Here is a 26015-nt window from a genome sequence, read left to right as displayed (position 1 = left end):
CATCGTCTGCTTGTCCGACGCTTCTTCACTTATGATCCGCTTGATCCGCTGCTATCGTGTCAAATGTCAAGCTCCATACACACGTTTATACTTCTCATAATAATGGAATACACGCTGCACGTACAACTTTGTTTCGTTAAAAGGAATTTGCTGCTTAGCGGATTCAAGTGTTCCGTCCCACTTATTTGACCGCAGCCATTCACTCACATTTCCAGGTCCTGCATTGTACGCTGCAACCGCAGCAACGGTATTGTTGTCATACTGTTTAATTAGCGACCTTAAATACCAAGTGCCAATCTGAATGTTCGGATCTGCCTCTCGCCGCAATTCATCTATCGTCCACAATTTGCGCAGCTTCATTTGTTTCATCGCCCAATCCGCTGTAGTTGGCATCAGTTGCATCATACCAATCGCACCTTTACGCGATTCCCTTCCAACCTCATAATTTGTTTCAACCCGGATAATGGCGGCAACCAACAGCGGGTCCAAATCCTGCTTTGCAGCATGTTCACGAATCGAATCCTCAAAATGAATGGGATACATCCAACGTCCGAGCCACTGAGATTGAACAAAAAGCACAAACATAAAACCAAGGAACAACACAAGCAGCACACTCTTTTTTCGTAGTATACGCATAAGTTTATTCATAATAAGCCCTTGTGACTAAGAAATTCATGAATTTGGTGTGCTGTATGCTCAAGTCCTTGATCGTTATAGATGACATAATCTGCTCGTAATCGTTTCTCTTCAATATCCATCTGCGCTGCCAGCCTAAGCTTGGCCTGTTCCGGTGAAAGGCTGTCTCTCTTCATCAAACGCTCCAACTGAACTTGATGGGGAACGTATACCACCATCACCGCTTCAAATAAACTCTCCATCCTGGATTCATAAATAAGGGGCACGTCTACCACTACCAGCTTGTCCGGCTGTTCCTGTTCGTAGCTGCGCATCTGTTCCAGCATGCGCTGACGTATAGCTGGATGTGTGATCCCCTCTAGCGCCTTCCGTTCCGCCTCATCTCCGAACACAACCGCCCCAAGTCGCTTGCGATCCAACGCCCCGTCTTGCAGCAGCATTTCGTGACCGAAGCGCTCCGCGATCTGTGCCAGCACCGGACTGCCAGGAAGCACAATCTCCCTGGCAATTCGGTCAGCATCAACAAGACGCGCACCTTTATCTACCAACATGGCAGATACCGTGCTTTTTCCGGAAGCGATCCCTCCCGTAAGCCCAATGTTCATGCTTTCACCTCATTTCCGCTTTGAAGAGCAATCTCTAAAACAGTTTCATAATTCCCATAATGATCAGTAAACATCCCGGCAGAAACGAGAGCTTCCGAATCCAACTCCACTCGGCAAACTTTGTGCCAAGCCGAATCCCAAACAACAAAAAGCTGCCACTGAACAACGCAATCACTATCGCAGTCAAAATCGGAGCAAAGCCGAGCAGTGCAGCACCGATACCAGCTCCGAACGCATCCAAAGATAACGCTACGCCAAGCCATGCCGCCTCAGCCGCACTAATGGTGCCCGAACGATCAATATCTGCCGCCTGCGGTGTTCGCAATATTTGAATAATGATGCCTAACCTTCGTAACTGTAGCTCAACGACGGGTCTGGAATGATTTAACTCGCCAGTGCTCGACAAGGTCACATCTGAACTGCGCTCTTTAACCGTCACCACGTTGTCATGAAACCCCTCAGAACCTATTTCAGCAGGCTGAGAGCGGACAAGTTGTATAACAGAGAAACATCCTATCGCGATCAAAATAAGCGAACCAATCCATCGTGCTACTGTATCAGAGAACCAGTGAATGATAGCGGAACCGACCTGCATCGACAGCAGTATAATGAGTCCCGAGCATATAGAAATAATTACGATCGACAACCACGGAATTCGCAGCTTTCTAATCCCGTAAGTCATCCCTACCCCAAAGCTATCTAAACTTAGGGCAAACGCCAATACAATTAAAGATGCAGCATGAACGAGCAACCTTATTCCCTCCTGCTCCTTGCCTGATTCGAGTACATGCAGGCTGTAGATTGTTGTACCCTATCATATGGGCTGGAGCGGATATAGGTGCATACCGTGCTGTCTGTCATGCTGGTATTCGGAACATTAGTGGTGCCTGATCAAATAACCGTAACGATTACGATTCAATCATACTCCGCAATCGTATTGCGGCTTAATTTACTTTCCACTCATTTTGACGACTTACGGACTCACTATGGACGTATTATGGACGCGGCTGACAGCGGGAACACGTATGTGTGCCCCGACCGCCAACGACCGACTTTTCAATGATGTGGCCACAAGTGACACAAGGCTCTCCCTCACGCCCGTATACTTGAAGCTGATGTTGGAACATGCCCATCTCCCCTTGTCCATTTACATATGACTTAATGGAGGAGCCACCCGCTTCTACCGCATCCCGCAATGTGACCAAAATAGCGTCGTGCAACCGCTGAACTTGCTCATCCGTTAGCGAATCTGCTGCTGTAAGTGGATGAATGTTAGCGCGGAACAGGGCTTCATCTACATAAATGTTTCCCAATCCAACAACAACATGCTGATTCAGCAGCACCGGCTTAATAAAGCTCCGACGTCTGCGCAATGCTTCACCAAGCACGTTCGCATTAAATTGAGAACCTAGCGGCTCGATCCCAAGCTTATGCAAGGGCGGCAGCTTCATCTCGTCACCTGGCTTGAACAGATGCATCGTGCCGAACTGTCTGACGTCCTTATAACGAAGCTCGGTCCCATCTTCGAAGTGAAAAATGACATGTGTGTGCTTCTCAACAGGCTCATCCGAGGCATACACACCATATCGCCCTTCCATACGCAGATGAGACACCAACACTAGCCCATCCAAATGGATGAGCAAAAACTTGCCGCGTCTGCCTACTTCTTGTATCGTATGACCCGATAACGCAGCACAGAACGCTTCTATTTCTAAAGGCCGTTGTATAATTCGAGGCAGCGTTACCGTCACCTGTTTTATAGTTTTGTTTGCAACTAATGCATTTAACGTACGTTTAACCGTCTCTACTTCTGGTAATTCTGGCATATCAATCACCTCATGTTGTCTATTATACCGTATAGCGTACAGTAGAGGGCACGCTGGTTGAATTTAGTGTTATTTGGACTCGTACCAGTTGGTCCCTACGCTAACATCCGCCTTAAGCGGCACTATTAATTCAATTGCTTGCTCCATCACTTCCGGCACCAGCTTCTTCATCACATCTACCTCGTCGGCAGGCACTTCAAACACCAATTCATCATGTACTTGCAGCAGCATGCGGCTCTTTAACTGAAGCTTGCGCAAGCGCTCGTCCATCTTCACCATAGCTAGCTTAATAATGTCAGCAGCCGTTCCTTGTATAGGAGTGTTCATCGCCGTCCGCTCCGCAAATGAACGCAAGTTAAAGTTGGAGGCATTAATCTCTGGCAAATAACGGCGGCGTTCCAGCATCGTTTTTACATATCCATCCTGACGGGCCATTTTCACAATATCTTCCATATATTGACGCACACCTTGGAACACAGCAAAATACTGTTCAATAAACTTCGCTGCATCCTTACGTGTAATGTTCAAATTTTGAGATAATCCATAGTCACTAATTCCATACACGATACCAAAGTTGACCGCTTTAGCGGAGCGACGCATATTCGCATCTACGTCTTCTGCCTGCACGCCAAACACATCCATAGCCGTCTTCGTATGAATGTCCATATCCTGAATAAACGCTTCCTTCAGCTTCTCGTCACCAGAAATATGGGCGAGTACACGCAATTCAATCTGCGAATAGTCAGCCGCTACGATGCTCCAGTTTGCTTCTGAAGGGACAAATGCTTGGCGGATTTGACGGCCTTCTTCCAGACGAATCGGAATGTTTTGCAAATTGGGAAACTGGGAGCTTAGACGCCCTGTCGCTGCAATCGTCTGGCGGTAATACGTATGGACACGACCTGTATCTGGGCGCACTTCTTTTAGCAGCCCTTCAATATAAGTGGATTGAAGCTTTGTCATCTGGCGATAATGCAAAATTAACGGAATGACAGCGTGATAAGGTTCCAGCTTCTCCAACACTTCCGCATCTGTGGAATAACCCGTCTTGGTCTTCTTAATGACAGGCAGTCCAAGCTTGTCAAATAAAACTTCGCCAAGCTGCTTCGGGGAACCAATATTAAATTCGATCCCAGCCAGCTCATAAATCCGTGTCATCGTCTTCTCAATCTCAGCAGTAAACTGCTCACCCAGCTTCTCCAGACTGGACTTGTTTACTTTAATGCCCGTTTTCTCCATCTGCGCAAGAATGGACGACAGCGGAAGCTCAAGCTCATAATACAGCTTGCTCATCTCATATTTTTGCAAATCCTGCTCCATCAGAGGCACCAATTCACGGATCAAATAAACTTTGCGCGCCGCATGCTGCGCCACCAACTCATCCGCAGGCACTTTGAACTTGGCACCTTTGCCGTACACCTCTTCATCCGCTTGCACAACTGTCAGCTCATACTTCATGGCTGTAGACTGTACCGTCGCAGCAGCATCGCTTGGATCTAGTACATAAGCGGCCAACTGCACGTCAAACGCTGCTCCTGCCAGTACAATACCAAGCCAATGCAGCACCAATTCGGTACGGTGCAGATCAAACCCGTACTTAGGCTGATCAGCGTCTGCCAGCCAAGCCCGTACTGGCGCGGCATCCTCCGACAGAAGCATCTCCTTAGACATGTGCCAATAACGTTCTTTCGAGCCAAAAGTCAGACCAAAAAAGTTAGCATAATGAGGATTGTCGCCGTGGGCTTCTAGCACAAGTGTATCTACATCCCCTTGCTTTAAGGCAGACGTTAGTTCCGGCATATTTTCCAGTGTCACGAGGATCGTCTCGAGCGCCAACTCGATTACAGGCTCCTCGCTCACTTCCTCACCACTTTGCTTCGCCGCCAGCTTTTCAACCCGTTCAAGAATGGACTTGAACTCCAGCTTGCGCAGCATCGGCAAAGCCGTTGCCGCAGGAATGCCTTCAAATGCCATTTTCTCACGTTCCAGCTCAATTGGAACTTCACGATAAATCGTAGCCAACTGTTTGCTCATCCGAGCATCATCCGCGTGATTCTCGATATTTTCCTTCATCTTGCCTTTTAATTCCCCAACATGCTCCAACACACTTTCTACGCTGCCATATTGATGCAGCAGCTTTAGTGCTGTTTTCTCGCCCACACCTGGAACACCTGGAATATTGTCGGAGCTATCTCCCATCAAGCCTTTTAAATCGATGATTTGCAACGGCTTTAGCTGATACTTCTCTTCGATCGCAGCAGGATCATACTTCTCGATTTCCGTAACCCCTTTACGGGTAAGCACAACCGTAACATATTCTGAAGCCAGCTGAAGCATGTCCTTGTCTCCGCTTACGACCATCATCTGCTTCTGCTCTTCGTCTGCCATACGTGTGAGCGTACCGATAATATCGTCCGCTTCATATCCGCTCAGCTCGAATTGAGCAATGCCCATCGCTTCCATCAATTCCTTCATTAAAGGGAACTGCTCTGAAAGTTCCGACGGGGTCTTGGAACGGCCGCCTTTATAATCTTTGTAATCGCCATGACGGAACGTAATTTTGCCTGCATCAAAAGCGACTACGATATGCGTTGGCTGCTCCTCTTCCAGCAGCTTCAGCAGCATCGTCGTAAAGCCGTATACAGCGTTTGTATGTAATCCTTGCGAATTAGTAAGCGGCGGCATTGCATAAAACGCCCGATTCGCAATACTGTTTCCGTCAATAATAATCCATTTTTCCATAATCGCACCTCAATCCAATCTCTTGTACTTCATGATATCATAGCGCGGCCCTGTTATGGAAATTGCGGGCTGAAAGTGTACGATATAATAGACTCAAATTTGATTTTAGAAAGAAAAACGAGTATAGAAGGAGGATTTAAGTTGTTATTATTAAAATTAAGCGGTATAAGTTTCATTTATGCTCTGTCCCTTTTTTTGCAGGTTGAACTAATAATGAATCAATATCGGATAGAGAAATATTTTAATCTTGGTGATGTAGGGAAAACGATTAGTTGGATAAATATTGTAATTATTATAGTTACTACAATTATATGTTACCACTTTACTCGTCGTTTGTTTTTTGAAAAAAAGATTAAATACGCACTGTCCATTTTATGGCTTCCATTTTTTATTTTATTCATTAAAATTGTTGCTCATGTATATCCGATTACAGACCAAAACGACACACCACTCCCAGGGACTGGATTATTAGTGCTGCTCTACATTACGGCATACCCTATTTACATTTTATTTATAAATGTTATCGTGTCACTTCGACCCACAAAATAGAAACTTAGCTTTATTCGAAGCTTTATTCGCTTTATTCATCGCCATGTCTAACATTCAGATAAAAATAGCCGAATGGATCAAATCCATTCGGCTCGTTAAAGGGCAGGCTTAGTTGTTCAAATCGGGTCTTTCGTTGGTGACCAAATACACAATACTTTCACCGATATTCGTCGCATGATCCGCAATTCGTTCAATATAACGACCTACAAACAGCAACGACATCGCTTGCGAAGCATTTTGCGGATTTTCCGCCACATAAGTCAGCAGCTCCCGGAAAATCTGACTGTACAGCTGATCTACGTTGTCATCTTCCTTCGCCATTTTATAAGCCAAGTCCACATTCTCTTCCACATAAGCTTGCGTGGATTCGTTAATCATCAGCTGTACGATCTCCGCCATACGTGGAATATCGATCAGCGGCTTAATAAGCGCTTGACCATTCATTCGAACGACAACTTTGGCTACATCGATCGACAAATCGCCCATCCGCTCCAAATCGTTTGAGATCCGGAAGGCCACCAAAATACGGCGCAGGTCCTTGGCTACCGGTTGCTGGGTCAAAATAAGTCTGGAACCAAGATCCAAAATCTTAGTTTCCATGCCATTCAGATCTACATCTTCCGCAATAATCTTTTTGGCACGCTCCACATCTTGAGTTTTTAACGCCGCTATAGATTCAGATAGCGCTCGCTCAACATGACGACCCATATCCACTAATAACTGGCTCAGTTCTTCCAGTCCTAAGTCAAATTCTTTGCGCTTAATCATCGGTTCTTCCTACTCTCCTCGCTAGCCGAAATGTAGTCTATTTCCATCTTTATTGATGTATCCTGTTGCCTATGCCTCTTACCTCTACCTATCGTGTATACATATTGTCTATTTAAGTCTTTCACGATCCCTTAACCAAATCGGCCTGTAATGTAATCTTCCGTCCGTTTATCGCTTGGGTTCGAGAACAACGTTTCAGTCTGATCAAACTCCACCACTTCACCGTTTAAGAAAAATACGGTCTGGTCAGACACACGTGCCGCTTGATGCATGTTATGCGTAACCATCACGATCGTATAACGATGCTTTAATTCTTGTACCAGTTCCTCAATTTTCAAGGTAGAAATCGGGTCCAATGCAGACGTTGCTTCATCCATCAGCAAAATGTCAGGATTAACCGCTAATGCACGTGCAATACAAAGACGCTGCTGCTGACCACCTGAAAGGCTGAATGCGGAACGTTTTAAATAATCTTTCACTTCTTCCCACAATACGGCCTGCTTTAAGCTTTGCTCTACGATCTCGTCAAGCTTTGCTTTGCTGCGAATACCATGCAATCTCGGTCCATATGCAATGTTGTCATAAATGGACTTCGGAAACGGATTCGGCTGTTGAAATACCATGCCGACCTTTTTCCGCAATGTCTCCACATCAACCTCGTTGCTGTAAATATTCGTACCGCCAATTTCCACTTTGCCTTCGATACGTGTGCCAATAATCATGTCATTCATACGGTTAAGTGTACGGAGAAGCGTTGATTTACCACAGCCAGAAGGTCCGATAAAAGCAGTAACCGCCTTTTCTGGAATCGTCATCGATACTTTCTTCAGCGCGTGGTAGGTACCATAATACAGATCCAAATCTTTAATATTAATGAGAGTCTTTAATGCTGTCGCTGTGCTCATGCGCTCGTCTCCTTACACATTTTTCTGATATTTATTGCGAAGAATAATAGCTGATATATTCATCAGGATAAGCATCGCCAGCAAGACGATGATTCCTGCCGCTGCCAACTCGTGGAATGCGACTTGCGGTCTCGATACCCAGTTAAAAATCTGGATCGGCATTACAGTAAACTGATCCATAATACTTTCTGGCAAGAAAGCTACAAACGTCAAGGCGCCAATCATCACAAGCGGAGCTGTCTCCCCGATCGCACGGGACAAGGCAAGAATAACGCCAGTTAAAATGCCTGAAATCGAGGACGGAAGCACAGAACGTGCAACCGTCTGCCATTTGGTAGCACCAAGGGCGAACGACGCATCGCGCCGGGCTCTTGGTACGGCTCGTATCGCCTCTTGGGCAGATACGATAATAATCGGCAGCACGAGCAGCGTCATCGTGAGAGAGCCGGACAATAGACTTCTTTCGAGCGCCATGCCACGCACAAAGATCGTCAAGCCCAAAATGCCGTATACGATCGACGGCACGCCTGCCAACGTGCTTATATTTAATTGGATAAAGCGTGTGATGGCATTCTTCTTGGCGTACTCTTCCAGATAGATCGCTGCTCCTACGCCGAGTATGAACGAGATCGGTGCCATAATAAGCACCATATAAATAGATCCCACCACCGCTGACTTCATCCCTGCTTTTGAGGCGAGACGCGAAGGATAATTTGTAAACAAATCCCAGTTCAATCGGGACAGACCATCCATCATAATACTAATTAATAGGGCCATCAAGGCTACGATACCGATCGATGTCGCAACAATAAACAGCAGATGAAGGACAAGGTCGGTTTTGCGGCGGTTGCTGATTTGCTTGCGGTTCGCATCCTGAAACATCGTCATGAATTAGTACTCCTCCCTGAAACGTCTTGCCACATACAGCGCCAGGATGTTCAACAAAAATGTAATGATAAACAACGTCAACCCGACGGCAAAGATCGTTCCATACTCCACTGAGCCGTGCGGCGTATCACCCAAGCTTACTTGCACAATGTAAGCTGTCATCGTCTGGATGCTTTCCAGCGGATTAAGTGTCAAGTTCGGAGTCGAACCCGCTGCAACTGAGACGATCATCGTTTCGCCAATCGCACGTGAGAACGCCAATACAGCAGACGAGACGATCCCCGAGAAAGCTGCGGGTACGACGATCTTTAAGGCGACTTCAAAGCGCGTTGCACCGAGGGCATACGCTCCGTGACGCAAGCTTTTAGGCACTGCGGACATCGCATCCTCACTAAGTGATGAGACCATCGGAATAATCATAATACCGACAACCAAGCCTGCACTAAGTGCATTAAACACGCTCATATCTGGAAAAATCGATTTTAACAGCGGTGTAACAAACGTAAGCGCAAAGTAGCCGTATACGATAGTTGGTACACCAGCAAGTACTTCAAGTACAGGCTTGACGATTTTGCGGACACGCTCCGGCGCGTATTCACTTAAATAAATGGCGCTGGCGAGTCCGATGGGAACGGCAACTAATATCGCAATCAGCGTAATTAAGAACGTTCCGCTTAACAAGGGCCAAATGCCAAATGACTTCGGTTCGATGAGCGGACTCCACTTTCCACCAAATATGAAATCAAAGATCGGAACACTTTTAAAAAACGAGATCGTCTCCGAGAACAGCGTGTATACAATTCCAATCGTCGTTAAAATGGAAACAGCCGCACATAAAAACAAAAGAATGGGCACCACTTTGTCAGCTACATTCATTTGCTTATTCGTAAAGGACATCTTCGTTTCTGGCTTCGAAACGTTTACTTGCATAATGGGTAACCTCACTTTGCATCTTTTACAATTCGTTAACAATATCTCAATGAAAATGTGATGTCCCTATTTGGCTGCATCGTGGAGACATCACATTTCCATACCTGTTGTATGATGCTGATGGGATTGGACCTATTTAAGCGCTCGTTCTGCTTATTATTGGCCCAGCTGTTTCAACTGCTCATCATATTTTTCTTGCGGAAGTGCTACGTAACCCGCTTCTGCTGCTACACTGCCTGCTGTCTGCAAGTAATATTCAACGAAAGCTTTAACTTCTGGCTTCTCCAAATGCTTCTTGCTCACATAGATCAGCAAAGGACGGGATAATGGAGCATAGCTGCCATCTTTAATCGATTCCATGTTAGGCTCTACTGTTGCTTTGCCGTTGTCAATCGGAACAAGCTTCAAGTTCGCTTTATTCTCTTCATAGAAGGAGAACCCGAAGTATCCAAGTGAGTTTTTGTCACCCGTTACACCTTGTACGATTGCATTTGTGTCAGCAGCAAACGTAATTTGACCATCGTTGCGCATCGCTTTGGACTCACCGTTAATTTCTTCAGTGAAATAATCAAACGTACCGTGATCAGCACCAGGAGAATACAATTTGATCTCTTCCGCAGGCCAGCCTGCACGAACGTCAGCCCATGTTTTCACTTTGGAATTCGGTTCGTAAATTTTCTTCAGCTCATCCGTGGACAACTTATCCACAAACGTGTTCTCCTTGTTCACCACAACCGTCAAACCGTCATACGCCACTGTTAATTCCAAGAACTCGATGCCATTTTTCTTAGCCTCTTCAGCTTCCTTGTCCTTAATCGGACGCGACGCATTGCTAATTGCTGTCTCGCCCTTGGCAAAGCGTTTAAATCCGCCACCTGTACCGGCTGTACCTACGGACACTCGAACGTCTTTATGCTCCTTGCCGAACTCCTCTGCTACAGCCTCTGTCATCGGGTACACTGTGCTTGATCCGTCTATGTCAATCGTTCCGGACAATTGAGCTGTACTTTCTGCTCCTGCATTGTTCCCAGATCCTGCTTCTTCCTTCTTAGCACTGCTTCCGCATGCGGACATCACTACAGCGATCACTGTAATTAATGTCAACAGCATGATTTGTTTTCCCCACTTCTTCAAGTAAATCCACCCCTTCTGAATTGTTTCTACTATTGCTAGTAATTGTTCTTGTTGCTTGCTTACAATTCATAGTTTATCGTCCAAGTGTTAAGACTGTTTGGCATATATGTTAACGCAATGTAAAAATTCAATCATTTTCAGACAACGATGATAAACGTTGTTGTGCTTCCTCCGCTTTCAACGACATTCGTGCAGCATAGTCGTCTACTTGCACAAGGCTTTCGCGATTGTCAGCGATCATACGGAACAATCGTTCGAACTGTGACAATGCCGTCTTCAAGCCTGCAACCGTATGTGTTGTCTCCGCTGCCGATGCCTCACTAGCTTGTACGGTGGCTGCCAGCGAGCGCCCCATCTGCAACAGTGTTGCTTCAATTTGATCTGTCGCCGATTTCGTAAGTACAGCCAACTTGCGCACTTCCGTAGCTACGACTTCAAAGCCACGGCCGTGTTCCCCTGCGCGTGCTGCTTCAATAGAAGCATTTAGCGCCAGCATATGGCACGTATCCGACCAACCTCTAATAATGCCTACAGAATCGGCTACTGCCGCGGCGTGCTCCGTCAATTCTTCCGTCTGCCGCTTTTGCTCCTCTGCTTGCTTAGCAACAAGTTGAAGTGAACTTGTCACCTTATCAAGCACTGATTTCCCTATCAGTGTCTCCTCTATCATTTCCGCCGCATGCTGTAAGCCATCTGATGCAGAGACGCGTACATGCTCCGCCTCTTGTCGAATGACCGTTAAGGAGGTCACCGTCGATTTTACGGTCAATTGCTCTTGCTGCGCATGCTTCTCACGTATCATTTTGGAGAGAGCAGTTATTGACTTGGGACCGATCACCCCCGCCAGTTGTCCCTGCTTCGTAAGTACAATGCTGTCATACATCCGTTCTTCGGGGCGTGCAGCTACTAAATCCAAGAGCTCGGAGGTATCGGTACCATGTTCTACAAACAATCCGTCCTTGTCCATTAATCTGGAGATGGGCTTATCATGGAGCAAGGCAGGTGAGAATCTTCTACCCATCACTTCATAGAAACGATCGCGCATCACAAGTCCAACTGGCCTGTTTTCCCTATCGATAACAACTAAGCAGCGTAGTCCTGTATCCGCATTAAATATATGCTCCGCTTCCATTACACTTGCGCTGCTCCATATAGAAGGTGTCCATTGAACAAGACCTTCATAGTCGATTCGATTGCGTTCTACGTTAGTCCCATTCTGTACAATGGGGGACTTCGTCTGCTTCGTAGAGCTTGTCGTTTGAACATCCATTGCTTTTCTTGCTTCCTGTTGTGAACGGTTTAACAATACTGTCAAGACCCACCACTCCATCTCTATCAATTCCATAATCAAGTGTCTTAAGTCCTAATGTAGCACCCTAATGTAAATACGTTAGCCTACTTTTGTAAAATCTTTGTAAAATATAAAATTAGACTCGTTACCCTCCCTCGGCTCGGTCTTGAATGGAAACATCATTTATTTATGGAAAATATAATAACAATTTACTAGCGTCAAACTTTAGACACAGCTTGTTCAATCCCTTTTCACAATTGTTGTGAAAATCATCACACTTTTCACGTACACTAATACAGAGCTGTGATGTTGATCATAGACATATCCAAAAGATCACAGCATAGAAATAGATTGAAGGAAGGTGTGCATTATGGATCCGGCTCAGCATGCAAAGCGTATCCAGAAGCAAGAGAAAATACTGATTACGGTGAGCTTTATCGTCGGAATCATTATGCTCTTGGCATTCATACGTCGTTTCTTCTAACGACACCCATTTGTTTGACTGATTAAGTGAAGTTATTCACAATTTAGACACAGAGATTAGGATGGAGGAGTAGATACATAATGATGGCTACTTACGACCCGGTTATTTTTAGCCGAATTCTTACCGGACTTACCCTTTTTGTTCACATCATTTATGCTACCATCGGCGTTGGTGTTCCCCTGATGATCGCCTTGGCGGAATGGATTGGCATTAAACGTAATGATACGTATTACTTGTTAATGGCACGGCGCTGGGCACGCGGCTTTACAGTCACTGTAGCCGTCGGTGTTGTGACCGGCACCGCGATCGGCTTACAGTTAAGCCTCTTATGGCCTAACTTTATGCGTGTAGGCGGACAAGCCATTGCACTGCCCCTGTTTCTGGAAACGTTCGCTTTCTTTGTGGAAGCCATTTTCCTCGGTATTTATTTATACACGTGGGATCGATTCAAAAACCGAATGGTGCATTTTATGCTCTTGATTCCAGTGGCAATCGGCTCTTCTGCATCTGCTTTCTTTATTACGACCGTCAATGCCTTTATGAACACACCGCAAGGCTTTGATTGGGTTGACGGTAAAATGGAAAACATTCAACCGCTCCTTGCTATGTTTAATCCGGCAATGCCAACAAAGGTCAGCCATGTGCTCGTGACCGCATATGTGACATCTGCATTCTGCCTTGGAGCGATCGCAGCTTTTGCGATGATTCGCGGCCGCAAACACATCTATTATAAGAAAGCACTCAAGCTGACGATGACAGCGGCACTCGTTTTTGCCCTCGCATCAGCAGCAATAGGTGATTTGTCCGGCAAATTTTTGCATGAATATCAACCGGAAAAACTCGCGGCCGCAGAATGGCATTTTGAAACTTCAGATAAAGCTGAGCTTATATTAGGTGGAATATTAACAGACGAGAATGAAGTTAAATTTGCAATTAAAATCCCGTTTGCTTTAAGCATATTGGCCGGAGGAACCCCGGATACCGTTGTTAAAGGGTTAAATGAAGTGCCTGAGCACCTGCGACCACCCCTTAGAGCAAGCCATTATTTCTTTGATATGATGGTGTTCATCGGTATTTATTTGACCGTCATCTCGCTCGCGTACGTCATCGCGCACCGCCGCAGCCGTAAGACAGGCAAGCCAGTCAGCCGACTTTTGCTCTGGGGAGTCGTATTAGGAGCTCCACTTGCTATCATGGCAATTGAATCTGGTTGGATGTTCGCTGAGGTGGGACGTCAGCCTTGGATTATTAGAGGATACATGACGGTCGCCGAAGGCGCTACAACGTCTGCTCACGTGGATACGATGCTGTGGATGTTTGCCCTATTGTACGCGCTGCTCACCTTTACGTGCGTAAAGGTACTCATCAAGATGTTTAAGCATAACCCTGCTGAGGACGAGATTATCGCTCGCGGCATTGAGGGAGGACATAAGTGATGAGCTATGAATTACTAGGCATTACGATTTTGTGGATCTTCTTGTTTGGTTATTTGCTTGTAGCTTCAATCGACTTTGGAGCCGGCTTTTTTAGCTACTACAGTACGATTAGCGGCAAACGTCACATTATTCACCGCATCATTGAAAGATATTTATCTCCTGTTTGGGAGGTGACTAACGTATTTCTTATTTTCTTTATCGTTGGGCTAGTCGGCTTCTTCCCCGATGCAGCATATTATTATGGGACAGCCCTACTTATTCCGGGAAGTCTGGCTACTATACTGCTAGCTATTCGCGGCTCCTACTATGCATTTAGCACGTATGGTTCGCGCGATAACCGTATTTATCAATTTTTGTACGGTGCAAGCGGCTTGCTTATTCCTGCGGCTTTATCCACCGTACTCGCGATCTCGGAAGGCGGCTATATTACGGAGCAAGGCGGGAAAGTTAGCTTTGAATTTGGTAAATTGTTTACCCATGTGTATCCGTATTCAGTTATTCTGTTAGCTATCGTTAGTGTACTTTACATCTCTGCTATGTTCTTGACGTATTATGCTGCGAAAGCGCAAGATGAGCCCGCGCTACAAGTAGTACGTAAATATGCGCTGTTCTGGTCGCTTCCTACAATACTGGCCAGCTTGTTTGTTTTCTATTCTATAAAGGGACATAACGAGCAGCATTTTAACAATATGGTAAATAACGGTTGGATGTTTGTGATGTCATTCCTGTTCTTTCTGGCTGCCGTATGGTTGGTATGGCGGCGTCGGCATTATGGTATCGCTTTTGTAGCCGTTATGCTGCAATTTGGATTTGCCTGGTTCGGCTATGGAAAAGCTCATCTTCCTTACCTGCTTTATCCGTACTTAACGATTCATGACAACTTTACAAATCCAGCGATGGCTACTGCCCTGATTACCGTGTTTGTATTAGGTTTGCTCATCCTGATTCCTTCCCTATTCCTGCTCATGCGGCTGTTTTTGTTTGATGCCAATTACGTTAAGGGCATTAAAAATGACAAGGGCGGAAAAGGCGGACAGGGCAACTCAGGTGCCACAAAAGCTTAAACAAGCCAAAGGAGGATTAACGATTATGCAACAATTTTTAATTTTCTATGCTCCACTTCTTATTGTCGTAATGTCCATAGCTGCTGTGTTTGTGTGGGGCGCCAAAGCTGACGTATCAGAATCTTAACCACAACGTGCTTCGTTGTCGTGTCACTTTACATGATGGAATGTACTGTTCTTACGCATAGCGTGTCCCCTGTGGGTTCAAGAATAACAGAAGACCTCGCGACTAAATCGCGAGGTCTTCTTTATCCTGTGCTGGAATTGGCCTAATTCTATTTGAGTTGCTTCTTCTGCACGACCAGCTTATAGCCGACTCCCCGAATGGAATCAATCTGTACAGACTGCTGATTCATCTCCAGCTTCTTCCGTAAAGAGCTAACGTGAACATCTACGGTGCGCTGCCCTCCGATGTAATCGAAGCCCCATACTGCATTCATCAAGTCATCCCGCGTAATAACGGTACCTGGCCTTTGAACCAAATACAACAGCACCTCGAATTCCTTCGGACGGAGCGGAATCTGCTCATGCAGCAGCGTGACTTCATACTTCTCTGGATAAATACGAAGATCCCCGACCGCTATCACTTTCTCATCTGAATCTCCCTCAATGGCCAACTCTCCTGCATCAGCAGAAGTTCGCCGCAGAACTGCACCTACCCGTGCCAGCAGTTCCGCTACACCAAATGGCTTCGTAATATAATCATCCGCGCCATACTTTAATCCCTGCACCACTTCTTCTTCCGCATTACGTGCTGTCAAAATAATAACCGGCGTTCGAATCCCCGCTTGGCGAAGCTTGGACAGCACTTCAAATCCGTTCATACCTGGCAGCATAATATCTAAAATGATGAGGTCAAACTTGCGATGGAGCGCTGTCTGAAGCCCTTGCGAGCCATGATCGACAACGGTCGTCTCGTAGCCTTCCAACGTTAAATTATAAGATAACAAGCGTGCTAACGTAGGCTCGTCCTCAACAACTAACACTTTAAGTTCTGACATACTCTCCTCCAGAATGTCCGATTTACAGCATCTGAAATCCAACCAGTATCTATCTGCATCCATATCGTAACATAACAGGATGAGTTCAACCATGATTTTTTAAAGAAATGTTAACGAATGTCAGTATGATGATCTTGCAGAACCGGCAGTTCAATCGTAAATGTTGTGCCTACTCCAATCTCACTTTCTACTTTAATCGTACCGTGGTGAGAGTCCACCAAATGCTTAACGATAGACAAACCAAGCCCTGTTCCCCCGGAACCTCTGGATCTGGCTTTATCCACACGGTAAAACCGTTCAAATATTCGCGGCAGGTCCTTCTTAGGTATACCTATTCCCGTATCCGATATCGTTAATTGTATCCGTTCATAATCGCCATCTTCATTTACATCAAGCGGAGCGGCAACTACTTTAGCCTGACCTCCATCTGACGTATAGTTAATGGCATTAGATAATAAATTCAGAACAATTTGGCGGAGCCGATCCTCATCAGCTTCAATGTACATATCCTCGTCAACTTGCAATGAAACTTGAATATGCTTTTTGTCCGCCTCTTTTGACAGCATCTCCACTGCCTGCTGCATAAAGCTTGGCATATGCACTGGTGAAAATTGAAGCGGCACACGCTTGGACTCGATCTTCGACAGTTCCAAAATATCACCTATAAGTCTGTTCAGCCGCTCACTCTCATCATGAATGATTTGCAAAAACGACTGCGCAATTTCAGGATCATTTAACGCCCCATTCATTAACGTCTCTGCAAATCCTTTAACGGCCGCAATTGGTGTTTTTAATTCATGAGACACATTGGCCACAAATTCACTGCGCATACGCTCCAGTCTGCGGATGTCGGATACATCTTGCAGCATGATCAGCACCCCAGCCCACTCCTGCTCTGAATAATAGACAGGCACCACATTTACGTCCAGCAAACGCTCCTCTGGGTAATAGATCGTCAGCTCATCATGCACGAGCAGCTTCCGTTCGATGACTTCTTGTGTCATCTCGGCAAGCTCATAAGGTACACGCACTTCTTCAAACTTCTTCCCGAGGCTTGCCTTGTTCTTTATTCCAAGCATTTGCTCGGCTTTCCGGTTAATAAGCACGATCTCCCCTTGATCATCGATCATCACGATCGCGTTAATCATATGCTCCATCACCGTGCGGAGTCTGCCTTCATTTTCCCGAATTTGTGCCATCTGCAACTGTAAGCTGTCAGCCATAGCATTAATGGCGTACCCTAGCTGGCCGATCTCGTCCGTGCCGGTCGTTTGTGCTCTCGCTTTATAATCCATGTGCGCAATCTGATGTGCCACTCGTGTCATGTTCTCAATTGGGCGTGTCAAATTATAGGCGATTCGATAACTGACTAGCGTAGCAACTAGAAACAGCACCAACAACCCCATACCCAAATAAGCCCATAGCTCCCTGACACTTTGTTCTACCTCCTGCAAGCTCATGGCCAAGCGCACATAACCTTCAAACTTGCTATCATGAATCGGGGCCGCCACATACAGCATGTTCTGCTTAATCGTATCGCTGTACCTGATGACAGAACCTAAGCCCGACTCACGAGCGCTCTTGATCTCTTCTCGATCCAAATGGTTATCCATCTGGCTAACTTCCGAGATCGAATCCCCAACTACTGTACCGTCTAACGTAACGAACGTCACCCTTGCGCCCGTTGTATCTTGGAGTTTTTTGGACCAGTCCGTGTAAAATGCCATAGCTGATGCTGATGTTGGCTCATTCCGCCATTGCAGCGTCTGCTCAATAAGCATAATTTCCCGGGACATATTTTGCTCTAGCTGCGAAATATGATTGCTCTTAAAGGAGGAAGCCATATAAATACCCGCCGCTAATACAGATACCCCGATTAGTAATACGAATATAAGCGTTAACCTTGATCGAAAACGTGCCATACTCCATCTCTCCACTTCTTGTCACGGCGTTGTCTATGCTGCTTTACTCTTTTGCACATTGCGTCTACTCTTGTTTATGGTACCGATGTCGGTTCTGTTTGACTAGTGTGAATCATATGAAGCTTTTGTAAAATGGTATAAAACAAAGTTGCGGCAGGCTGTTGGATGAGAATCGACAGCACGACCACCACTGCTGTATCGGGGCCAAAGTATTGCATCGCTAATACAAGGCCGAGCGAGACGTTTCGCATGCCGGTTGCAAAGCCTAACGTTGTACACATTACAAGACGATCTTTCTTGAACAGATTGCCTGACATAAAGCCAATGACATAACAACCTGCCACCAATAGGACAATAACCAATATAACGATTAATGAGTCAACATTCAATTGACGAACGTAAGGCCCGATTGCAGCTGCATTTAAACTAACGACACCAACAAAAGCCAATTTTGACAACGGCAGCAGTACGGGCGCAAGCACAGGCTTTGCCCGACCGTTAGTTTTGCTATGAATGATCACACCAACGACAATAGGAAGCACCAAAATCAGCAGCAAATCTTTTAACATCCCCCACGTATCGATAGCTACACTCTCTCCATACAATAACAGCAGCATACTTGGGACTAGAACAGGACTAAGCAGCGAATCGATCACTACAAGCGCCAACATTAATCCTACAGCACCACGGGCAATATCTACCCACAGGACAGAGGAGACACCAAGCGGAATAAGGGTAAACAGCACCATGCCGATACTGATCGGAGAAGTCGGGCCAAATAAAATGGCGCCGATGCTGTAAGCGATGGCAGGCGCAATCAAATGGGACGACACCAGCACCGTCAGGAAGACCGCAGGCCGCTGCCAAGCCTGTGTCATATCCTTTATCCCACAGCCTAGCCCCATCACAAAGGTAACAAAACCAAACAGCCACGGAACCCCTGCCACATATGGAAGCAGGATTTGATCGCAAAGAACCCCCAGTACGAGACTGAGGGGAATTAACATAAACATATAACGTTCAAACCATGAATTGATCTGCAAGCCTATGATCCGGTTCATCACTTAAAGACCGTATCTTTAAATTGGCTCAGCTTCTCCAAGGAGCTCTTGTCTACTTCTGCATGGAGGCTGTTCCCGTGTGAATCCATCGTCACAATCGCCGCAAAGCCTTCTACATCCAGATGCCACATCGCTTCCGGAATGCCAAATTCCATAAAGTCCACACCATTTACGTTCTTAATACATTCCGCATAATATTGAGCCGCACCGCCGATTGCATTCAGGTACACGCCTCCATGCTCCTGTAGTGCAGCTAACGTCTTGGCCCCCATTCCGCCTTTGCCGATGACAGCACGAATGCCAAATTTCTTCATAATATCACCTTGATACGGCTCTTCCCGAATACTCGTTGTAGGACCAGCAGCCTTAACATGCCAGCCTGCTTCATCCTTTAACATGACCGGCCCGCAATGATAGATGACGGCTCCATTCATGTCCACCGGACAATCATGATCGATTAAGTAGCCATGCAATGCATCGCGTCCCGTATGCATCTCCCCGTTAATAATAACCACATCACCCACACGTAGGGAACGAATCGTTTCTTCCGAGATCGGTGTTGTGAGCACAACCTGTCTGCTGCCTGTATCTGATGCTGCCGCAGGATCAGTCGTGACAGCAGCCTCTGGATGCGGGTCCATTTGAATATGAGAGCCGCGCTCGTACAACCATTCTTTCAGCTCGCCAGTCGAGCCATCCATAAGTATCCCTTGACGCCGATAAGCCCAGCAATTATAAGCAACCGAGACAAAGAAACTTGCTGGCAGTCGATTCATAACACCAATCTTGCAGCCCAGCAGAGTAACCTCTCCGCCAAAGCCCATCGTTCCGATCCCAAGCTCATTCGCCTTCTCCATGACATACTGTTCCAATTGGTCCAGCTCCGGAATCGGATTACGGTCTTCTGTCTTGCGGAACAACTGGTGCTTGGCAAGCTCATATCCTGTTGTACGATCACCGCCAATTCCGACGCCGATAAAGCCCGCACTGCAGCCTTGCCCCTGTGCTTGATAGACCGCATGCATAATACATTTACGAATGCCGTCCAGATTGCGTCCTGCCTTGCCCAAACCTTCTATTTCTGCCGGAAGGCTGTACTGAATGTTCTTATTCTCACAGCCGCCGCCCTTTAAAATCAACTTTACTTCAATATCGTCTCGTTCCCACTGTTCAAAGTGAATGACTGGCGTTCCGGGACCTAAGTTATCACCGCTATTCGAACCTGTTAACGAATCAACAGAATTGGTACGCAGCTTGCCGTCCAGCGTTGCCTGCTTGACCGCAGCTTGAATCTCGCGCTTCATCACAATTTGGTTGGCCCCAACAGGTGTGTGCACAATAAATGTCGGCATGCCCGTATCCTGGCATATTGGCGATACGTTACGCTCCGCCATCTGGATATTACGTGCAATCGTACTGAGCGACAAACCTGAACGTGTCGCTGCATCTTCGCGCTCTTGTGCTTGACGAATGGCACGGCGCACATCCCCAGGCAAATTTGTAGACGCTTCCACAATTAGCTCGTATACGCTCTTTCCAAAGTGCTGCAACATTGTGAACATGCTCCTCTCATCCTCGTCAATGTTCCCGTCGATTAGCTCCAAGCTGTCTGTACCGGATGGATCGGGAATCGTAATCTAGCTTATAGTATTCAAGAAAGTTCCAATAGTAATATAATAGCATGAGAACGCCATTTCTCATATGAGTATGCAGCTAAGTTCGTCACACCTACTGAACAAAACTCGTTATCTCGGTACCAAAAAAAATTAATACCCAATATTACCGTAAGCAATAGATGGATATTAAATATCTAACTAAGAAAGGGAGGAATATCGTATGGATACAGGCAAACCTGCTCAATTTCACAATCAGGCCAATCAAGAACCTTCTATGCATCATCACTTTTATGCTTATATGTATCGATTAAAGCACATTGAACGGTGGAGCCTGATGCGTAATACGACTAAAGAGAACGTAGCCGAGCATTCCTTTCACGTCGCACTTACTACGCATGTGCTGTGCACGATTGCCAACGAAATATTTAAGCGAGCGGTAGACACAAATCTAGCCGTATCCATAGCCCTGTTCCACGATGCCACGGAGGTGTTTACAGGAGATATTCCGACACCTGTCAAGCATCACAATCCACGCATTTTGGCTAATTTTCGTGAGATTGAGCAGTTGGCTGCGGAACGCCTCGTCGATATGGTACCGCCTGCACTCAAGTCCATCTACACCCCACTCATTCACCCTACACAAGAGCACCAACTGCGGAAGTACGTCAAAGCTGCTGATTTACTGGACGCTTATTTAAAATGTACATTTGAAGTTGCCTCTGGAAACCGGGAGTTTGTCGTAGCCAAGCAGCAAATCGAGGGGAAAATAAAGCAGTTGGAGATGGAGGAGGTTGACTATTTCATGACTACGTTAGCTCCAAGCTTTACGATGTCATTAGATGAAATGTCTGGTTTAGAATAAATGAACATGGCAGCTAGCACGTATAATCCCATGTCCATGCAATACTTACCTATGCACCCGTCTCTAAATAAAAGGGATGACTACGCTGTTGTAGCCATCCCTCGTGACTTGTCATGATGATGACTATCCGCTAAAAATTGTACACCATCAACACAACCGTTACGATAAACATCACAAAAATCAACGTACTAAACGTCGTAATTTGGCCCAAAGCTTCCTTGTTGGATTGATTGTTCTTTACCGATTGCAAAGCAAGCTTCATCTTCTTGCCCATAATTCCGCTAAAAGCAGCTATGGCGAGGAACAACAAGGTAACGATTCCCATCCACACATAGCTGTATTTGCCTTGACTCATCAAGTAACCGCCAGTAATAAAATTCACAATAAGCATAAATTGCGCGATTCGGTTAGCTGTAATCATGGTTGTTAATACGCCTTCTTGTCCTGCTGCCGATACGGTCTTCAGCTTGCCCGCTACGAATGGTGCCAATGCATAGAACCCCATCAGAACCGCACCAATAATATGTACAAGCATAAACGGTTGCCACATCTTTATTCCCTCCATGTTCATGTTATATATGTTCTCTATCTTCATTATTATACTAAAATATACCGCTTTAAACAAAGAGAGTCGACTATAAAATAGCCGACTCTCTATAACAAATGTCACACATACGCAACATTTTCGTTTCATTTCAGCGACATGTCAACCAATCGCTTACCCATTCACCACTTGGATGACGTTACGAACCGATTGAGCGGACTTGTCCAATGCCGCTTTCTCCTCCGCTGTTAACTCGATATCGATAATTTTCTCAATACCGTCGCCACCAACTACAGCCAAGATGCCCATAAACAGATTGTTATAGCCATATTCGCCTTCAAGCAAAGCAATAACCGGAAGAATACGTTTCTTATCCTTCAAAATCGCTTCTGTCATCTGCACAAGTGAAGCTGCCGGTGCGTAATAAGCGCTGCCGTTGCCCAACAGATTTACAATCTCGCCTCCGCCCACGCGTGTGCGTTGAACGATAGCTTCGATCCGATCCTGTGGAATCAATTTCTCAATCGGCACCCCGCCTACATTCGTATAACGAACGAGCGGAACCATATCGTCGCCATGTCCGCCTAATACTACGCCGCGTACATCTTCAACAGACACATTCAGTTCCTGTGCAATAAAGGTACAGTAGCGTGCTGTATCAAGCACACCCGATTGACCGATTACACGGTTCTTAGGGAAGCCAAGAGCTTCAAAAGCCGCATATGTCATCGCGTCAACTGGATTGCTCAGAATGATTACATAAGCATTCGGGCAATATGTCTTAATGTTCTCGCATACAGAACGGACGATGCCAGCATTTGTGCTGACAAGATCATCACGGCTCATGCCTGGCTTGCGTGCAATGCCTGCCGTTATGATAACGATGTCAGAATCCAACGTATCCGCATAATTGGAAGTGCCAAGAATGTTACTGTCAAAGCCTTGCACAGGACTAGCCTCAAGCATGTCAAGCGCTTTGCCTTTTGTAGGGTTTTCCAATTGAGGGATGTCCAGCAATACGACATCTCCAAGTTCCTTTTGCGCTATCATCAATGCTGTTGTCGCTCCTGTAAAGCCTGCGCCAACAACTGTAATTTTGCCGCGACGAATTGCCATCGTTGTAATCGCTCCTTAGCTCATATGTTTGATAATCTGGTCTGCAAATGCTGAGCATTTCACTTCTGTCGCGCCTTCCATCAAACGTGCGAAGTCATAAGTGACAGTCTTGTTGTTAATCGAAGACTCCATGCCTTTATAAATGAGATCAGCCGCTTCCTGCCACCCCAAATGCTCAAGCAGCATAACACCGGACAAAATAACCGAACCTGGATTAACGACATCCAAATCCGCATATTTAGGCGCTGTTCCATGTGTCGCTTCAAAGATTGCATGTCCAGTCAAATAGTTAATGTTAGCCCCTGGCGCGATGCCGATACCGCCTACTTGTGCAGCCAATGCATCGGACAAATAGTCGCCGTTCAGGTTAAGTGTTGCAATGACATCAAAGTCAGTCGGGCGTGTTAATACTTGTTGAAGTGCGATATCTGCAATCGCATCCTTGATCAAGATTTTGCCAGCCGCAAGTGCATCAGCTTGTGCTTTGTTTGCAGCTTCAACGCCTTGCTCTTCTTTAATACGATCATACTGATCCCATGTGAACGTTTGCTCTGCATACTCTTGCTCAGCTACTTCGTAGCCCCAGTTCTTAAACGCGCCTTCTGTATATTTCATAATATTACCTTTGTGTACGAGTGTTACACTCTTACGGCCGTGAGCAATCGCATACTCGATTGCAGCGCGCACAAGACGCTTCGATCCTTCTGAAGATACAGGCTTAATACCGATACCGGAAGTCTCAGGGAAACGAATCTTCTTGACACCCATCTCCTGTTGCAGGAATTGAAGCAGCTTCTTCACTTCATCCGAACCGGATGCATATTCAATACCCGCATAAATGTCCTCTGTGTTCTCACGGAAAATGACCATGTCAACAAGTTCAGGACGTTTAACTGGAGAAGGTACGCCTGCAAAATAACGAACCGGACGCAAGCATGTGTACAGGTCCAACTCTTGGCGAAGAGCTACATTTAATGAGCGAATACCGCCGCCAATTGGTGTTGTCAAAGGTCCTTTAATCGCCACGATATATTCACGAATTGCTTCCAAAGTATCGTTAGGCAGCCATTCGCTGTAATTGTCAAACGCCTTCTGCCCTGCAAATACTTCGTACCAACCAAGCTTGCGCTCGCCATTGTACGCTTTCTCAACAGCTGCATCCAATACGCGCTTGGATGCGCGCCAGATGTCACGGCCCGTGCCATCACCTTCAATAAAAGGAATGATCGGATGGTTAGGCACTTGCAGCTTACCGTCTTGAATCGTAATTTTCTCGCCTTCTGTAGGTGGTGCAAATTGGTCTAATTGCAACATAATAGACGTTCCTCCTAGTGGTTATTGCCGCCCCTATGACAGCATTCATACAAACAGGTGACGGGAGCTACTCTTCCATTGTAGCAACCCGCCATTTACAGTGACAACCATTCTCAAAAAAAATATAACAATTTAGTTCATTAACGTTCAGTAATTGGAACATAAGATTGACCGGAAGGTCCCGTGTATTCTGCACGCGGGCGAATAATCCGATTATTCTCATATTGCTCCAGTATATGAGCAGTCCAACCGGACATCCGGCTAATCGCAAATATTGGTGTAAACAGATCACGCGGAATGCCTAACATCGTGTAGGTTGAAGCCGAATAGAAATCAACATTTGGCTTTAAGCCCTTCTGCCCTGTAATCAGTTCCTCAATGCGAACACTCATATTGTACAGTTCCAGATTGCCATGTGCTTTGCCAAGCTCCTCGGACATCTTCTGCAAATGTTTCGCCCGCGGATCCCCATTCTTGTATACACGATGACCAAAGCCCATAATCTTTTCTCTGTTATCCAGCTTCGCTTGAATGTAGTCATCTACACGGTCAAACGATCCAATCTCATCCAGCATGACCATAACGGCCTCGTTTGCACCGCCATGCAGCGGCCCTTTAAGAGCACCAATCGCAGAAGTGACGCCTGAATAAATGTCAGACAGCGTCGCAACCGTCACGCGAGCCGCAAATGTAGAAGCGTTCAACTCATGATCCGCGTGCAGGACGAGCGCTTTGTCCATAGCTGCTACAGCAGCTTGATCAGGCTCATGCCCACTCATCATATACAAAAAGTTGTAGGCGATAGAGCGGTCTAATAAAGGTGTGATTGGTTCATGGCCAGAGCGAATGCGCGCATGTGCGGCAATAACGGTCGGCACTTGAGCCTGTAGCTTAATGGCTTTCAGCAAATTCGCTTCATGGCTCATATCATTGGCCGATTCGTCGTACAAGGCTAGTGCAGACACGGCAGAACGAAGCACTGCCATCGTGTTCGCATCGGACGGAAACAGCTTCAGTTGATCAATAACAGCAGATGGAATCGCTGCATGCTCATTTAATTGCGATTGCAGCTCAGCAAGCTCTGCCTGATTCGGCAACTTGCCATACCATAACAAATATACGACTTCTTCAAATGTAGCCTGTTCAGCCAGATCGTCAATATTATATCCGCGATATGTTAATACGCCATCGATGATCGAGCTGATCGATGAAGCCGCTGCAACAATACCTTCCAAACCTTTTGTTGCTGTCATCTGTCCTCTCTCCTTTACACATTGCATTCGGAATACGTACGAGTTAATAAGTGTATGCGCCCACGTGA

Annotated in this window: 24 protein-coding genes; 5 read left to right on the top strand and 19 right to left on the bottom strand. The window is 46.1% G+C overall.

Annotation, left to right across the window (positions count from 1 at the left end; translation table 11 throughout):
- Positions 1–66 precede the first annotated feature (66 nt).
- From H509_RS0117500 to polA, 5 genes are all read right to left on the bottom strand, one after another.
- A complete protein-coding gene (locus tag H509_RS0117500; protein ID WP_245596128.1) occupies positions 67–636 on the bottom strand; it encodes a lytic transglycosylase domain-containing protein in 570 nt (189 codons plus the stop codon).
- A gap of 8 nt (positions 637–644) precedes the next feature.
- Positions 645–1241, bottom strand: a complete 597-nt coding sequence (gene coaE / locus H509_RS0117495; protein WP_028546227.1) for a dephospho-CoA kinase — start codon at positions 1239–1241, stop codon at positions 645–647.
- 34 nt (positions 1242–1275) lie between these two features.
- Positions 1276–1992, bottom strand: coding sequence for a sporulation membrane protein YtaF (gene ytaF, locus H509_RS0117490; RefSeq protein WP_028546226.1), 717 nt, complete (start codon positions 1990–1992; stop codon positions 1276–1278).
- Positions 1993–2236: 244 nt separating this feature from the next.
- Complete coding sequence (gene mutM, locus H509_RS0117485; RefSeq protein ID WP_028546225.1) at positions 2237–3067, bottom strand: DNA-formamidopyrimidine glycosylase; 831 nt, start codon at positions 3065–3067, stop codon at positions 2237–2239.
- A gap of 69 nt (positions 3068–3136) precedes the next feature.
- On the bottom strand, positions 3137–5809 hold the full coding sequence (gene polA, locus H509_RS0117480) for a DNA polymerase I (protein WP_028546224.1): 2673 nt from the start codon (positions 5807–5809) through the stop codon (positions 3137–3139).
- A gap of 141 nt (positions 5810–5950) precedes the next feature.
- On the opposite strand from polA, the gene H509_RS0117475 reads away from it, so the two are divergent.
- A complete protein-coding gene (locus H509_RS0117475; protein ID WP_036697689.1) occupies positions 5951–6358 on the top strand; it encodes a hypothetical protein in 408 nt (135 codons plus the stop codon).
- A gap of 108 nt (positions 6359–6466) precedes the next feature.
- Here the strand turns inward: H509_RS0117475 and phoU are convergent, their stop codons facing one another.
- From phoU to H509_RS0117445, 6 genes are all read right to left on the bottom strand, one after another.
- Entirely contained in the window at positions 6467–7126 is a 660-nt protein-coding gene (phoU, locus tag H509_RS0117470; protein ID WP_028546222.1) for a phosphate signaling complex protein PhoU, read from the bottom strand.
- Positions 7127–7257: 131 nt separating this feature from the next.
- The gene (gene pstB, locus H509_RS0117465) at positions 7258–8031 is read right to left on the bottom strand and encodes a phosphate ABC transporter ATP-binding protein PstB (RefSeq protein WP_028546221.1); all 774 of its coding nucleotides are present in this window, start codon (positions 8029–8031) and stop codon (positions 7258–7260) included.
- Positions 8032–8043: 12 nt separating this feature from the next.
- Complete coding sequence (pstA, locus tag H509_RS0117460; RefSeq protein WP_028546220.1) at positions 8044–8919, bottom strand: phosphate ABC transporter permease PstA; 876 nt, start codon at positions 8917–8919, stop codon at positions 8044–8046.
- A 3-nt stretch (positions 8920–8922) separates the two neighbouring features.
- Positions 8923–9816, bottom strand: coding sequence for a phosphate ABC transporter permease subunit PstC (gene pstC, locus H509_RS0117455; RefSeq protein WP_425414247.1), 894 nt, complete (start codon positions 9814–9816; stop codon positions 8923–8925).
- 189 nt (positions 9817–10005) lie between these two features.
- Positions 10006–10983: a PstS family phosphate ABC transporter substrate-binding protein gene (locus H509_RS0117450; protein ID WP_211234346.1), complete on the bottom strand. Its 978-nt coding sequence runs from the start codon at positions 10981–10983 to the stop codon at positions 10006–10008.
- A gap of 127 nt (positions 10984–11110) precedes the next feature.
- The gene (locus tag H509_RS0117445; RefSeq protein ID WP_245596126.1) at positions 11111–12328 is read right to left on the bottom strand and encodes a methyl-accepting chemotaxis protein; all 1218 of its coding nucleotides are present in this window, start codon (positions 12326–12328) and stop codon (positions 11111–11113) included.
- A gap of 513 nt (positions 12329–12841) precedes the next feature.
- Here H509_RS0117445 and H509_RS0117435 point away from each other — a divergent pair.
- The 3 genes from H509_RS0117435 to cydS are packed head-to-tail and all read left to right on the top strand — an operon-like array spanning position 12842 to position 15385.
- Positions 12842–14194 (top strand): cytochrome ubiquinol oxidase subunit I, encoded by a 1353-nt coding sequence (locus H509_RS0117435; protein WP_028546216.1) that lies wholly within the window; start codon positions 12842–12844, stop codon positions 14192–14194.
- On the top strand, positions 14194–15258 hold the full coding sequence (locus H509_RS0117430) for a cytochrome d ubiquinol oxidase subunit II (protein WP_028546215.1): 1065 nt from the start codon (positions 14194–14196) through the stop codon (positions 15256–15258). Before H509_RS0117435 ends, H509_RS0117430 begins: the two co-directional genes overlap by 1 nt.
- Positions 15259–15283: 25 nt before the next feature.
- Entirely contained in the window at positions 15284–15385 is a 102-nt protein-coding gene (cydS, locus tag H509_RS28800) for a cytochrome bd oxidase small subunit CydS family protein (protein WP_425414241.1), read from the top strand.
- A 148-nt stretch (positions 15386–15533) separates the two neighbouring features.
- Here the strand turns inward: cydS and H509_RS0117420 are convergent, their stop codons facing one another.
- From H509_RS0117420 to H509_RS0117405, 4 genes are all read right to left on the bottom strand, one after another.
- On the bottom strand, positions 15534–16259 hold the full coding sequence (locus tag H509_RS0117420; RefSeq protein ID WP_028546214.1) for a response regulator transcription factor: 726 nt from the start codon (positions 16257–16259) through the stop codon (positions 15534–15536).
- A gap of 110 nt (positions 16260–16369) precedes the next feature.
- A complete protein-coding gene (gene pnpS / locus H509_RS0117415; RefSeq protein ID WP_028546213.1) occupies positions 16370–18181 on the bottom strand; it encodes a two-component system histidine kinase PnpS in 1812 nt (603 codons plus the stop codon).
- A 74-nt stretch (positions 18182–18255) separates the two neighbouring features.
- Positions 18256–19242 carry a bile acid:sodium symporter family protein gene (locus tag H509_RS25755; protein ID WP_051287305.1) on the bottom strand — a complete coding sequence of 329 codons (987 nt, stop codon included), beginning with the start codon at positions 19240–19242 and terminating at the stop codon, positions 18256–18258.
- Positions 19242–20795: a fumarate hydratase gene (locus H509_RS0117405; RefSeq protein ID WP_281169756.1), complete on the bottom strand. Its 1554-nt coding sequence runs from the start codon at positions 20793–20795 to the stop codon at positions 19242–19244. Before H509_RS0117405 ends, H509_RS25755 begins: the two co-directional genes overlap by 1 nt.
- A gap of 337 nt (positions 20796–21132) precedes the next feature.
- Between H509_RS0117405 and yfbR the strand changes: the two genes are divergently transcribed.
- Positions 21133–21720, top strand: coding sequence for a 5'-deoxynucleotidase (yfbR, locus tag H509_RS0117400; RefSeq protein ID WP_028546211.1), 588 nt, complete (start codon positions 21133–21135; stop codon positions 21718–21720).
- 130 nt (positions 21721–21850) lie between these two features.
- Here yfbR and H509_RS0117395 read toward each other — a convergent pair whose 3' ends face one another.
- From H509_RS0117395 to citZ, 4 genes are all read right to left on the bottom strand, one after another.
- A complete protein-coding gene (locus H509_RS0117395; protein WP_028546210.1) occupies positions 21851–22270 on the bottom strand; it encodes a hypothetical protein in 420 nt (139 codons plus the stop codon).
- Between the two features lie 168 nt (positions 22271–22438).
- Positions 22439–23380, bottom strand: a complete 942-nt coding sequence (gene mdh / locus H509_RS0117390) for a malate dehydrogenase (RefSeq protein ID WP_028546209.1) — start codon at positions 23378–23380, stop codon at positions 22439–22441.
- Between the two features lie 15 nt (positions 23381–23395).
- The gene (icd, locus tag H509_RS0117385) at positions 23396–24694 is read right to left on the bottom strand and encodes an NADP-dependent isocitrate dehydrogenase (protein ID WP_028546208.1); all 1299 of its coding nucleotides are present in this window, start codon (positions 24692–24694) and stop codon (positions 23396–23398) included.
- A 140-nt stretch (positions 24695–24834) separates the two neighbouring features.
- Entirely contained in the window at positions 24835–25947 is a 1113-nt protein-coding gene (gene citZ, locus H509_RS0117380) for a citrate synthase (RefSeq protein ID WP_028546207.1), read from the bottom strand.
- Between the last annotated feature and the right edge of the window lie 68 nt (positions 25948–26015).

This window comes from Paenibacillus taiwanensis DSM 18679, assembly GCF_000425125.1.
In the GTDB taxonomy this organism is placed as follows: Bacteria; Bacillota; Bacilli; order Paenibacillales; family Paenibacillaceae; genus Paenibacillus_B; species Paenibacillus_B taiwanensis.
The sequence above is the reverse complement of the archived record's forward strand: the minus strand, read 5'-3'. Positions and strand labels throughout refer to the sequence as shown.

Excerpts from the sequence above, each read along its gene's own strand:
- H509_RS0117500 (WP_245596128.1), bottom strand. The coding sequence starts at position 636 with ATGCGTATACTACGAAAAAAGAGTGTGCTGCTTGTGTTGTTCCTTGGT.
- coaE (WP_028546227.1), bottom strand. The coding sequence starts at position 1,241 with ATGAACATTGGGCTTACGGGAGGGATCGCTTCCGGAAAAAGCACGGTA.
- mutM (WP_028546225.1), bottom strand. The coding sequence starts at position 3,067 with ATGCCAGAATTACCAGAAGTAGAGACGGTTAAACGTACGTTAAATGCA.
- polA (WP_028546224.1), bottom strand. The coding sequence starts at position 5,809 with ATGGAAAAATGGATTATTATTGACGGAAACAGTATTGCGAATCGGGCG.
- phoU (WP_028546222.1), bottom strand. The coding sequence starts at position 7,126 with ATGATTAAGCGCAAAGAATTTGACTTAGGACTGGAAGAACTGAGCCAG.
- pstB (WP_028546221.1), bottom strand. The coding sequence starts at position 8,031 with ATGAGCACAGCGACAGCATTAAAGACTCTCATTAATATTAAAGATTTG.
- pstA (WP_028546220.1), bottom strand. The coding sequence starts at position 8,919 with ATGACGATGTTTCAGGATGCGAACCGCAAGCAAATCAGCAACCGCCGC.
- pstC (WP_425414247.1), bottom strand. The coding sequence starts at position 9,816 with ATGTCCTTTACGAATAAGCAAATGAATGTAGCTGACAAAGTGGTGCCC.
- H509_RS0117445 (WP_245596126.1), bottom strand. The coding sequence starts at position 12,328 with ATGGAATTGATAGAGATGGAGTGGTGGGTCTTGACAGTATTGTTAAAC.
- H509_RS0117435 (WP_028546216.1), top strand. The coding sequence starts at position 12,842 with ATGGCTACTTACGACCCGGTTATTTTTAGCCGAATTCTTACCGGACTT.
- H509_RS0117430 (WP_028546215.1), top strand. The coding sequence starts at position 14,194 with ATGAGCTATGAATTACTAGGCATTACGATTTTGTGGATCTTCTTGTTT.
- cydS (WP_425414241.1), top strand. The coding sequence starts at position 15,284 with ATGCAACAATTTTTAATTTTCTATGCTCCACTTCTTATTGTCGTAATG.
- H509_RS0117420 (WP_028546214.1), bottom strand. The coding sequence starts at position 16,259 with ATGTCAGAACTTAAAGTGTTAGTTGTTGAGGACGAGCCTACGTTAGCA.
- pnpS (WP_028546213.1), bottom strand. The coding sequence starts at position 18,181 with ATGGCACGTTTTCGATCAAGGTTAACGCTTATATTCGTATTACTAATC.
- H509_RS25755 (WP_051287305.1), bottom strand. The coding sequence starts at position 19,242 with ATGAACCGGATCATAGGCTTGCAGATCAATTCATGGTTTGAACGTTAT.
- H509_RS0117405 (WP_281169756.1), bottom strand. The coding sequence starts at position 20,795 with ATGTTGCAGCACTTTGGAAAGAGCGTATACGAGCTAATTGTGGAAGCG.
- yfbR (WP_028546211.1), top strand. The coding sequence starts at position 21,133 with ATGCATCATCACTTTTATGCTTATATGTATCGATTAAAGCACATTGAA.
- H509_RS0117395 (WP_028546210.1), bottom strand. The coding sequence starts at position 22,270 with ATGTGGCAACCGTTTATGCTTGTACATATTATTGGTGCGGTTCTGATG.
- mdh (WP_028546209.1), bottom strand. The coding sequence starts at position 23,380 with ATGGCAATTCGTCGCGGCAAAATTACAGTTGTTGGCGCAGGCTTTACA.
- icd (WP_028546208.1), bottom strand. The coding sequence starts at position 24,694 with ATGTTGCAATTAGACCAATTTGCACCACCTACAGAAGGCGAGAAAATT.
- citZ (WP_028546207.1), bottom strand. The coding sequence starts at position 25,947 with ATGACAGCAACAAAAGGTTTGGAAGGTATTGTTGCAGCGGCTTCATCG.